11 protein-coding genes are annotated in these 10591 nt (G+C 69.5%); 7 read left to right on the forward strand and 4 right to left on the reverse strand.

Annotated features, from left to right (window positions below):
- Positions 1-128 precede the first annotated feature (128 nt).
- Positions 129-737, forward strand: coding sequence for a hypothetical protein (locus OIE67_RS14865; protein WP_326640581.1), 609 nt, complete (start codon positions 129-131; stop codon positions 735-737).
- A 148-nt stretch (positions 738-885) separates the two neighbouring features.
- Here the strand turns inward: OIE67_RS14865 and OIE67_RS14870 are convergent, their stop codons facing one another.
- Positions 886-1959, reverse strand: coding sequence for a helix-turn-helix transcriptional regulator (locus tag OIE67_RS14870; RefSeq protein WP_326640583.1), 1074 nt, complete (start codon positions 1957-1959; stop codon positions 886-888).
- A 157-nt stretch (positions 1960-2116) separates the two neighbouring features.
- Here OIE67_RS14870 and OIE67_RS14875 point away from each other — a divergent pair, with 157 nt between their 5' ends.
- Positions 2117-2617, forward strand: a complete 501-nt coding sequence (locus OIE67_RS14875; RefSeq protein ID WP_326640584.1) for a MarR family winged helix-turn-helix transcriptional regulator — start codon at positions 2117-2119, stop codon at positions 2615-2617.
- Positions 2618-2832: 215 nt separating this feature from the next.
- Here OIE67_RS14875 and OIE67_RS14880 read toward each other — a convergent pair whose 3' ends face one another.
- Both OIE67_RS14880 and OIE67_RS14885 read right to left on the reverse strand, forming a co-directional pair.
- Entirely contained in the window at positions 2833-3333 is a 501-nt protein-coding gene (locus tag OIE67_RS14880) for a hypothetical protein (protein WP_326640586.1), read from the reverse strand.
- Positions 3334-3492: 159 nt separating this feature from the next.
- Positions 3493-4311, reverse strand: a complete 819-nt coding sequence (locus tag OIE67_RS14885; protein ID WP_326640588.1) for a helix-turn-helix transcriptional regulator — start codon at positions 4309-4311, stop codon at positions 3493-3495.
- Positions 4312-4345: 34 nt separating this feature from the next.
- Here OIE67_RS14885 and OIE67_RS14890 point away from each other — a divergent pair, with 34 nt between their 5' ends.
- Positions 4346-4873, forward strand: coding sequence for a hypothetical protein (locus tag OIE67_RS14890; RefSeq protein WP_326640589.1), 528 nt, complete (start codon positions 4346-4348; stop codon positions 4871-4873).
- 703 nt (positions 4874-5576) lie between these two features.
- Here the strand turns inward: OIE67_RS14890 and OIE67_RS14895 are convergent.
- The gene (locus tag OIE67_RS14895) at positions 5577-5825 is read right to left on the reverse strand and encodes a transposase family protein (protein ID WP_407674846.1); all 249 of its coding nucleotides are present in this window, start codon (positions 5823-5825) and stop codon (positions 5577-5579) included.
- 204 nt (positions 5826-6029) lie between these two features.
- On the opposite strand from OIE67_RS14895, the gene OIE67_RS14900 reads away from it, so the two are divergent.
- From OIE67_RS14900 to OIE67_RS14915, 4 genes are all read left to right on the forward strand, one after another.
- Positions 6030-6623: an RNA polymerase sigma factor gene (locus OIE67_RS14900; protein WP_326640591.1), complete on the forward strand. Its 594-nt coding sequence runs from the start codon at positions 6030-6032 to the stop codon at positions 6621-6623.
- Positions 6624-6626: 3 nt separating this feature from the next.
- The gene (locus OIE67_RS14905; protein WP_326640594.1) at positions 6627-7712 is read left to right on the forward strand and encodes a hypothetical protein; all 1086 of its coding nucleotides are present in this window, start codon (positions 6627-6629) and stop codon (positions 7710-7712) included.
- A 117-nt stretch (positions 7713-7829) separates the two neighbouring features.
- Positions 7830-8675, forward strand: a complete 846-nt coding sequence (gene mobA, locus OIE67_RS14910) for a molybdenum cofactor guanylyltransferase (protein WP_326640596.1) — start codon at positions 7830-7832, stop codon at positions 8673-8675.
- A gap of 68 nt (positions 8676-8743) precedes the next feature.
- Positions 8744-10546, forward strand: a complete 1803-nt coding sequence (locus OIE67_RS14915; protein ID WP_326640597.1) for an aldehyde ferredoxin oxidoreductase family protein — start codon at positions 8744-8746, stop codon at positions 10544-10546.
- Positions 10547-10591: the final 45 nt, after the last annotated feature.

Raw genomic sequence — 10591 nt, forward strand, 5'->3', positions numbered from 1 at the left:
ATGCGCACGTGCGGCCCGACGCCGTCTCCCACGGGCAATCCCGAAAACTGGGGATGTCTCTCGCCCGCCCGATTTCCCATTCTTGGAAGGGCAGGGAACGAGAATGGCACGAAAGGACGGAACAGGAAATGTCAGAATTCACCGCCGAAGAGGCGAACGGGCTCGCCGCCACCCTCCGCGAATGGGACACCGCGCCGCACGTGCGCGCGTCCGTCGGCGCCTCGCTGCACATGCCGGAGCCGCCCGCCGAGGGCGGGCTCGGCCGGCGGGTGGCGAGCGCGTCCGGGATCGGGCTGCCGGCGGCCATGGACAGTCAGCAGCTCGGGCCCTGGAACGCCAGCATCGGCTTCAAGGACGGCGTGGCCGTAGGCGGGTGGGCCAACCTGGGCCTGAGCGACACGGGGTCGATCAACTTCAGCGGGCACTTCCACGTGTCCGGCGCGATCAGCTACGACACCGCGTTCGTCTGGGTGGTCAAGGACGCCGTGGGCAACATCTACACCTTCGGGCACACGGGCCGGGTGCACGGCACCTTCGAGTCCGGCTCGCGGGACGACGACTGGGGCAAGTCCGAGATCAACACCTTCATGCAGACGTACTGGGCGGACCTGTACCGGAGCTGGTCCTGGCACTGGGAGGCCAGGGTGAACGCCGACTTCACGCCCTTCCTCGACGACATCATCAAGCTGGTCGCGGCCGGCCAGGCGATCGGCCGGGTCGTCTCGATCGTCGCCTGAGGGCCGTCGCCTGAAGGTCGCCGTCTGGGCTCGCCGTCCGGGGTTCGCCACCTGAGAGCCGCCCGCTGAGGGTCGTCGCGTGAAGGTCGTCGCCTGAGGGGAGTCGGGTGAGGGCCGCCGGCTGAGGGTCGTCGCGTGCGGGCGGCGCTCAGCCGGAGATGGCCGCGATGAGCTCGTCCCGGCCCTGGGCGCGGGTCTTGCCGTACACCGACTTCAGGTGGTCGTTGACGGTGTGGGCGGACACGTCGAGGGCTCGGGCGATCTGCTTCGGGGCGGCTCCGTCGTAGAGGTGTTCGAGGATGCGGCGTTCGCGCGGGGTGATGCCGTACCAGTCGCAGAACGACGGCAGCAGCAGGCTGCCGCTGGCCGCCTGGATGAGGATGGCGACGTCGCCGTCATCGCCCTCGTCCAGCGGCTGGCCGTGAACGAGGATCGAGCGCCCGAAGTTGGCGGCGGGCGTGCAGAGCACCGGCTGCCAGGCCCGGCTGTCGCGGGCGTGGGCCCGCGCGTGCAGGGACAGTCCGACCCAGAAGGGGTCGGCGATCCAGTCGGGCACCCCGTTGCCCGTGCCCGGCCACATCAGCCGCATCCAGGCTCGTGCCTGGGGCGAGACCGATCTGACGGTGTGGTCGGGGCCGACCACGATGACGCCGGTCGGGAGTGCGGGAGCGGTGGCGGTCAGCGGCCCCGCCGTGACGTAGCGGCGCAGCGCCGTCAGCAGCGCGGGGACGAGTTGCCGCACCCGCCGGCACTCCTCCGGCCCGAACGGCCTGGCGCCTTCGGCGCGCAGCAGGCCCAGCAGGCCCCACGGCCCGTGCCGGTCCCTGATCAGCAGCCGGAGCTCGCCGCTCACTCCATGGGACGCCAGCAGCTCGCGCATGCCTGCGTCCCCGTGACCTCCGGCCCCCACCACCGCCGTCGGCTCGGCGCGCCGGGCGAGCAGGGACGTCGGGCAGGGATCGCCGCGCAGATAGTTGTTGAGCACCAGGGCGCTGATCAGCGCGGGATGGTAGTCGTGCCAGAAGCTGAAGGCGCCCAGGCCGATCCCGGCCGCCGGGTTGAGGCCGACCAGGCGCAGCGCGTCGTGCGGCACGCATCGTCCGATGATCTGGGACAGGGCCGCCCCCGCCGCGACTGGCCCGCCGGCCTGCCCGACGGCGGCACACAGCGCGCCGGCGACCCGCCCGTCACCGGCTCCGAATCCGGAAAGCTCGCTTACCACGTCGATATTCTGATCGCGCGAAACCCGGCCGGGCAACGGCTTTATTTTCCCCGGCGACTTTATTGGGAAATTTCGTGGAAAGGCGACGAGTGGGAGCGCGTCCGGTGCGGAAAAGTTTGTGTATCAGTACTTATATAAGTACTGATACAATGTAACCATGACCGATCCCCACGTGCAAGATCCCACCGAGGAGAGCCTCTGGCGGCCGCTGCGCCAGTTGCAGGCGTCCATGGACGCCGACATCGCCCGGATCTACACCGGCGAACGCATCACGGGCCTCAAGCCGAGCTTCGTCATGGAGCTGCTCCGGCTGCACGCCCGAGGCCCGATGACCATCACCGAGCTGGCCGAATCGGTCGGCCGGACCCATTCGGCGCTCAGCCAGAAGGTGGCCGCCATGCGTGACGCGGGCTGGGTCCACACCGTCGAGGGCGAGGACGCGCGCAGCAAGAAGGTGATGCTGACCGACCAGTCCCGCGCCGTCGTGGACCGCCTGGCGGCCGAGTGGCGGGCCACCGAGGCCGCCGTCGCCGAGATCGAGAGCGAGATCCCCTATCCGCTGTCGCGCGTCGTCACCGACATCGAGCGGGCCCTGGAGCGCAAGAGCTTCCACGACCGGATCGCGGAGAAGCTGGCGCAAGACCCCGCATGGGGCTGAGCGACCCCCAATGCGGACAGCGCCCGCCGGGCCTCACAGCCGGCCTAGGGTTGAAGCGTTCTCGTGTCGTGAGACCGAGTAGTTGAAGGCCGTCGGTGGGATGGCTGCGGTGGTCGGTGACGGCGGCGATGCTGGTCCAGCCGATTATGCGCGCCAGGCCGATGGCCAAGTTGCGGAGGCTGGTCATGATGCGGGGTGCGGACGCGGGAGGCCTCTTAGGGTGGGTGACGTCGCGGATGTGGTGCAGGGCTTCGATGCTCCAGCGCCCTTGGATTAGGGCGGCGAGTTGAGTGTGGGTGATCCGGCCTGGTGGAAGGCTGGTGATGGCGGTAGATCGCCATGATGGTGGTCTTGCCGGTGCGGTGGTCGATGCAGCGGCGTGTGACCCGGATGGCCTGGGCGGCGTGGGGAAAGGACAGGTTGGGGCGGACGGCGGAGATCTTCATGTGGCGAATCTCGCGGCGGGCTGGGCGGATCGGCTTGGTCGGGTAGCTCGGGGCCATGCAGGAGATGAACCGGGTGATCTTTGCGAGGAAGGTCGCTCCGCTGAGAACGGCGAGCAGGGATGACGCCGGCAGTGGGCCGAGTCGGTAGCGGTGTCCGCGACGGTGGCGCGGGTCGGGGATGGCATCCAAGACCTGGGCCAGGGTCAGCAGATTGGGCAGGTCCCCCAGTGGGTCGGCGACGGTGACGTGCTCCAAGATGCGGGCGAGCACGTCGATCAGGCATGATGGCAGACGAACGCGCCCCCTTTTCTTGATCGACTGGCGTAGACACCCAACGATCATCAGGGGTCGCGTTTGCCATCTTTACCCCGGAGTGCCCTCAACCGCCCGGCCTCAACGCGCCGCGCGTCCCATCACCCTGAGAATGCATCAGCCCTGGCCATGCAGAAGGCGGGTTCCCACCTTGGGTGAAGGACCGCGACAAACTGATTGGCCCGCATCAGATCCGGTTGAGGCGATCAACCCCAGTGCCTGAGCTTTCAGGACGGTGCTGATGCGGTCGTTGGTGTTGAGCTTCTCATAGATGTGCTGGATGTGTTTTTCCACCGTGCTACGTGATATGTCAAGGCGACGACCTATTGCCGTAGCGATCAAACCAGTGCCCAAAAGATCGAGTACGGCACTCTCTCTATCAGTGAGCCGGATGCCGGAGGCCTCGTCCAGGCAACCCGTGAAATGAACTGGTGTTTCTCGGTCGCCGAGGTCTCCGCCCGATCGTAGGGCGCAGATTCCGGCAAGAACGGATTGTAGTTGCTTGGCCATGCGCATATGTCGGCTGTCGAAGTCCGGACCGGTGCGCATGAGCGCGAGAGCAGTGATGCGGTCTGCCGTGACGACCAGCGGAATCGTGAGAATGCGAGGCACGCCAGCCCCAAGCCAACGCTGGTGGAGAGAGCCTTGGTCGGGTGTCGAGTCGGTGACGTCGCTGAGTCGCAGGGGTACCGCTTGCTGGGCGTCACGATAAGCGAGGGTCAATGGGTGGTGGACGGCGATCTCGTGAAAGCTCCGTCCATGTCCCAGCGAGACCGCAGCTGGACTGGTGCCCCATCGCCGACTTCTGGCGTGCACCAGATCGATGGTCCCAGAGCCCACGACATCGACATCGAACAGCTCTCGAAGTCGAGCGCTCACCGTAGTCTCTGGGAAATCCGGGCCGACTCTTTCAAGGGCAATGGTCGCCAGTTCCAATAGGCTTCGATAGTCCCCAGCCGAAAGTCTAGCCATGATCTTCGGCCTCCTCTCCCTCCCTCTTCAATCACTCCAAGCATCATACGAGCGGCATGTCAATACTCATTTTCCTCAGTATCGAAAGATTGGTGTCGTGTCCTACGGTAAGGACGCCGAGATCATTACTCATCCAACCAGAAAAGGGAGGGTCTGTATGACGATTACGGGAGTCCAGAACGTGTTCAACGTCTTGGACGCAGACGTACTCTTCGTCAACCTGGAGAACTCCGGCAACAATCGCTTTATCCCGGCAGAGAGTTCGATCAACGTCGGCAACTGCTGGGTGCCATGGGCCACAAGCCAGCCTCAGTTGCTCGGGCATGCCCTCCTGATCGTGAACGCGGCCAACGAGGACGTCCTCTGGTACATCTGGCAGCGTCACGTTCCCGGGCAGGGCAACTTCGTGCGAGCCTCGAACAAGGGGTGGGACGACCCAGGAGAACCGCTGCGCGGTGAACCCGAAGCGGGTCACTCTATTAACCTCATGATCTTCGAGAACAGGGTCAAGGCGTCACGCCTCTGAGTTGCCCGGCAAAAGCGTGTTATGTGGGTGATGGCCTGCACGAGATCCGTGATCAACGTGCGAGGGATCGACATGACTGCAGTCCTGCTCCTGGTTGAGAGCGAACTACTGCCGGGCCGCACCCACATCGCTTTTGGCGGTGATAGAACTGGTCGGGCTGCCGGATGGAAAGATGCCCCGGATTCTCGGGAGCCGGCGGCGTGACTAGGTGAGGATGTGCTCGATGAGCGCGGCGGATGCCGGAATCTGGGCGTCGTCGGGGACATAGGCGAGGTCCAGCTCCAGCAGGTCGACCAGAGTGCGAATAGAACCCGGGCGTCACGTGAACCGTCTAAGGGTTGCTGCTCTTGTATTGCTGGACTCTTGGGCTGCCGAGAGGCTTCCGTTTCTTGAGCCTTGTGCCCTTCCAGTACGGGTGGCCCCTTTGCCGTCGGAGGAGCGGGCCGGTCGTCCGGCGAATGGGTCGCAAGGCCGAGCAACGCCCGCGCAGCACGAATCCAGGCCGAAGGGTCGGCCAAGCCAGCATCATGGTCAGATTCGTGTGGCCCGTCGCAAGGCCTACGTTGAGTTCCTGGAGCAAGCCCACATCACCGGCGAGCTTTACTACGGGCTCGGTGACGTCTGCATGACCAGACGAGCAGATGAGGAAAGTCCAGGAGGTACGCATCGTTCTGCGGGATGATTACGATCCACTGAGTCGTTCTCAGTAACCGAAGATCGCGTTGTGTGATGCCGATATGGTCCACTCGTGCTCCCGGTGCAGCAGCACGAGTGCGGCTCGGACCATCTGCCCGATGCGCCAGGGATCGAGGCCGACTCGGCGCAGGGCCTTGAAGGTGACGGTGAGCAGGGCGTTCGCACGTTCGCCAACGCCGCGCAGGCCCCGCAGCACCTTGTTGTAGGTGTGCTGGTCGTCGCTGAGCCGGGCCTGGCCGCGCTTCTGCACCGGCACCCCGATTTCAACGGAGCGCTATGGGAGGTCACGCAAGGTGCCCCTGACGCACAGGTGCGCTTCAACCGTACCCACGAGGTGCTCCGTGACCAGGGCCTGGCGGGCGTTGTCCGGGGGTCGCAGGAGGCCGGCGGTGAACAAACCGCGAACAAGAAGGCCCGCATCGGGCAATAAGCGCCGACCCTCCTTCGAGAAAGGCGCCGGATGCATGACCCTTACCCCCATCCGCCGAGGCCGGTGGCGGCGGAGACGGACGACGCGTCGGTCATCGCCAAGTCGCGCGACGAGCCCGAGTGGTTCGCGGTGATCTTCGACCGGTACTTCACCGCCATCCACCGCTACGCCGCCGCCCGCCTCGGGCCCGCGGCCGCCGACGACGTGGCGGCGGAGACGTTCCTGATCGGCTTCGACCGGCGCGCCCGCTACGATCTGACCCACGCGCGGGCCAAAGCCTGGTTGTACGGCATCGCCACCAACCTCATCGCCCGCCACCGCCGCGACGAGCTGCGCCACTACCGGGCGCTCGGCCGCGCGGCCGGCCGCGACGACGTCGAGGGCCACGCCGAACAGGTCACGGACCGCGTCTCCGCCGAGCTGCTCCGCCCACGGCTGGCCCGCGGCCTGAAAGCGCTGTCCCAGCGGGACCGCGACGCGCTGATGCTCGTGGCCTGCGCCGATCTCAGCTACGCGGAGGCGGCCTTCGCCCTGGGCGTCCCGATCGGCACCGTCGGCTCGCGGGTGAACCGGGCCAGAGCCAAGCTCCGCAGGACGCTGGGTCACGTGGCGAAGGAGGCCTGAACCATGGAAGAACTGCGAGAGCTGCGCCGCCACCACGACGCCCAGCCGGAACCCGCTCAGGCGACCGTCGACGCGGCCCGCGCCCGCCTGGACGCGCACATGCGCGACGGCCGGAGCCGCCGGGCCCGCCGGATCCGGCCGATGTGGGGGCTGAGCCTGGCCGGAGCGGCCGCCGCCGTCGTGGCCGTGGCCGCGACGGTCGCCCCCGGCGCGGGCGTGGATCCGCGGCCCTCCCCGGCCCGGCCGTCCGCCACCGCCGAGCTGCGGCTGCGGCCGGTCGCCGACGCGCAGGACGTGGCGGACAACGCGGCCCTGCTGGCCGGCGCCGAAGCCGGATGGGCGCTCTCACCCACGCAGTGGGGTTATGTGAAGAGCGTGAGCGCCGTGACCCGTACGGACGCCGGGGAGTGGCTGCGCGGCCGTCCTGAGCAGACCGGCACCCACGAGCAGTGGCGGCGCTTCGACGACAGGGCGTTCGCCACCATCGAGCAGGGCCGTCTCAAGGTGCACAAGGGGTCGGAGTTCGAGGTGACGTACCGCTACCTGCTCGCCCTGCCGACCGACGCCGGTCAGCTGCTGGCCCGCGTCTACGCGACGGTCGACGAGGAGGACGCCAGGAACCGCGCGTCGTTGCGGGAACGCGCCCGGCAGCGGGCGCAGGCCACGGGGAAGAGCCGGGAAGAGGCCAGGCGGATCGCCGCGGAGTCGGCGCCCGCTCTCACCCGCGTGGAGCGCGACAGGTGGGCGTTCCAGCTGATCGCGATGGGGATGAGGGACGCCGCGCTGCCGCCCAGGCTGCGCGCCGCCATGTACGGCGCCCTCGCCGCGATCCCCGGCGTGCGGTACGAGGACACGGCGTCGGACCTGCTCAAGCGGCGCGGCGTCACCCTTTACCACGTCCTGGACGGATACCTGCGCGACGAGATCTTCATCGATTCGGAGACGTACGCGTACCTGGGCTACCGCACCATCGTGGTCAGGGACCACCGGGAGCCGGCGTTCGGCGAGTGGCGGAAGGGGGAGATCCGCGACTGGAACGCGCTGGTCGAGGCCGCCGTCGTCCAGAAGGCCGGGCAACGCCCCCGCTGAGCGCCGCGTCCGGCGGGCCGGCTGCGCGTCAGGCCCGGCTGAGCACCGGGGCCCGGCCGGCCAGCTGAATGCCGGGGCCCGGCCGGTGTGCCGCGTGGTGTGGCCTAGCATGCGGGCATGCAGACTGCTGCCGGTGTCGTGCTCGCGGGCGGGCGCTCCTCGCGGATGGGGCGGCCGAAGGCGTGGCTGGAATGGCATGGTTCGACGTTGCTGTACCGGGCCGCCGCGGTGGTCGGCAGGGCGGTCGACGGCCCGGTCGTCGTGGTGGCCGCACCCGGGCAGGAGCTGCCGCCGTTGCCGCCGGGAGTGACGGTCGTCGAGGACCCCGTGGAGGGGCTGGGGCCCATGCAGGGGCTGGCCGTGGGGCTGGCGGCGGTGGCGGATCGGGCCGAGGTGGCGTTCGTGTGCTCCACCGACCTGCCCTTCCTGCATCCGGCCTTCGTCCGCCGGGTCCTGCGCGCCATGGACGGGGGAGCGGACGTCGCGCTGCCGGTCGCCCGCGGGTTCCGGCAGCCGCTGGCCGCCGGCTACCGGACCGCTCTGGCCGGACTGGTCACGGAGCTGCTGGCGGCGGGGGACCTGCGGCCGGGCATGCTTTTCAAGCACTGCGAGGCGGTCCAGCTGAACGACGGCGAGCTGCTGGCCGACAGCGGGCTCGCGCGGCACGACCCTGAGCTCGAGTCCGTGGTGAACGTCAACTCCCCCGAGGACTACGCGGCGGCCAGGGAACGGCCGCCGGCCGAGGTCACGGTGGAGTGCTTCGGCGCGCTGGCCAGGAACGGGAGCCACCGGCCGCGCACCGTCCCGGCCGCCACCCTCGGCGCCGCCGCGACCGCGGCCGGACTGACCCTGGACCGCCACGTGGTCGCCGCGCTCAACGGCGACCAGGTCACCAGGGACGGCGCCCTGCCACTCGTGGCCGGCGACACGGTCTCCTTCCTGTCCGCCGACGCCGGCGGCTGACAGGGCGAGCAGCCCCGGGAGGGTGGGCCAGGGGATCGTCTCCTCGTGGCGCGTCGTAGAGTCGGGACATGGCACCTGGCGGGTTCTTCGGCCAAGCGCTGCTCGTGGACGTCGCCGGCCGCGACGCGAGCGGTGCCCCCATCGCGCTGGACGAGCCGGTGCTGCGCTCCTACCTGGGCGGTGTGGGCCTGGGCACGTGGCTGCTGCACCGCCTGGCGCCACCCGGCGTCGATCCGCTGGCTCCCGAGGCGCCGCTGGCCTTCGTCTTCTCCTCGCTGGTCGGCACCCCGCTGACGACCAGCGCGAAGTTCGCGGTCGTGGCCAAGTCGCCGCTGACGGGGCTGCTGACCGACGCCCTGGCCTCCAGCCGGTTCGCCATCGCCGGCAAGCTGACCGGGCATGACGCGATCGTGATCCGCGGCCGGGCCGACGAGCTGTCGGTGCTGCTGATCGACGGCGGCGACGTACGGCTGGAGCCGGCGCCCGAGCTCGCCGGGCTGACCGCGGCGCAGGCCGAGACCGCGGCGAGAGAGCGTTTCGGCCGCAACTGGCGCAGCGCGGCCATCGGCCCGGCGGGGGAGCGGCAGGTGCGCTACGCCACCATCAGCCATGACGGCCGGCACGCGGGCAGAGGCGGCCTCGGCGCGGTGATGGGCGCGAAGAACATCAAGGCGGTGCTGGTCAGAGCCGCCGCCAAGGTGTCGGTGGCCGACCCGGCGGGAGTCCTGGCCGCCGCCCGCGACCTGCGCGAGCGCAGCTTCGGCCCGGCCACCGCGAAATACCGCGAGCTGGGCACGCTGGCCAACCTGCTGGCCTTCAACGCCGTCAGCACCCTGCCCACGCGCAACTTCACCGCGGCCACCTTCGAGGGCGCACCCCGCCTGGCCGCCGAGGAGCTGCACGAGCTGCGCGGCGTGGCCCGCAACAGCTGCGCGTCCTGCTCCATCGGCTGCGAGCACATCTACTCGCGCAAGGGCGGCGGCCAGCAGCGGATGGAGTACGAGAACGTCTTCGCGCTCGGCCCGCTGTGCGGCGTGTCCGACCCCGACGAGGTGTTCGCCGCCAGCGCCCGCTGCGACGAGCTGGGCATCGACACGATCTCGGCGGGCGGCACGATCGCCTGGGCCATGGAGTGCGTCGAGCGCGGCCTGCTCGACGAGCCGTGGCTGCGCTTCGGCGACGGCTCGGCCCTGATCCGCGCCCTGGACGCGATCGGGGAGCGGTCGCCGGGCCTGGGCGAGCTGCTGGCGCAGGGCTCTCGCCGGGCCGCCGTCGTGGTCGGCGGCTCGTCGATCGACTTCGCGCCCCAGGTCAAGGGGCTGGAACTGCCCGGATACGAGCCGCGCAGCCTCCAGGCGATGGCGCTCGGCCTCGCGGTGAACGCCAGGGGAGCCGACCACAACCGGTCGGGAGCCTACGAGGCCGACCTGTCGGGCGAGCTCGACCGGCTGTCCGGCGGTGCGGCCCACGTCGCCGCCGCGGTCGGCACCGAGGACCGCGCCGCCGTCATGGACTCGATGATCCTGTGCAAGTTCCTGCGCGGCGTCTTCGACGACCCCTTCACGGAGTGGGCCGGGCTGCTCGCCCTGGTCACCGGCTGGCCGGTCGACGCCGCCGAGCTGCGCGAGACCGCCCGGCGGATCGTCCGGGCCAAGCGCGCGTTCAACCAGCGCGAGGGCGCCACCGCGGCCGACGACACGCTGCCGGCGCGGATGCTGGAGACGCCGCTGGAGCTCGGCTCAGGACGCCTGGCGGCGCTCGACGAGGGCCGCCTGCGCTCGATGGTCGCCGGTTACTACGCCGCCCGCGGCCTCGACGCCGAGGGGCGCGTCGCCCCGGCCGACCTCGCGGAACTCCTGCTCGACGGGTAGATGAGCCGCCGTGTCGTGGAACGGACCAGATGAGGGTAGAAGATC

This window comes from Nonomuraea fuscirosea (assembly GCF_035917475.1).
Taxonomy (GTDB): domain Bacteria; phylum Actinomycetota; class Actinomycetes; order Streptosporangiales; family Streptosporangiaceae; genus Nonomuraea; species Nonomuraea fuscirosea.

Coding starts and splice junctions, on each gene's coding strand:
- OIE67_RS14905 (WP_326640594.1), top strand. CDS start 6,627: ATGGAAGAACTGCGAGAGCTGCGCCGCCACCACGACGCCCAGCCGGAA.
- OIE67_RS14875 (WP_326640584.1), top strand. CDS start 2,117: ATGACCGATCCCCACGTGCAAGATCCCACCGAGGAGAGCCTCTGGCGG.
- OIE67_RS14865 (WP_326640581.1), top strand. CDS start 129: ATGTCAGAATTCACCGCCGAAGAGGCGAACGGGCTCGCCGCCACCCTC.
- OIE67_RS14900 (WP_326640591.1), top strand. CDS start 6,030: ATGCATGACCCTTACCCCCATCCGCCGAGGCCGGTGGCGGCGGAGACG.
- OIE67_RS14890 (WP_326640589.1), top strand. CDS start 4,346: ATGATCTTCGGCCTCCTCTCCCTCCCTCTTCAATCACTCCAAGCATCA.
- OIE67_RS14915 (WP_326640597.1), top strand. CDS start 8,744: ATGGCACCTGGCGGGTTCTTCGGCCAAGCGCTGCTCGTGGACGTCGCC.
- mobA (WP_326640596.1), top strand. CDS start 7,830: ATGCAGACTGCTGCCGGTGTCGTGCTCGCGGGCGGGCGCTCCTCGCGG.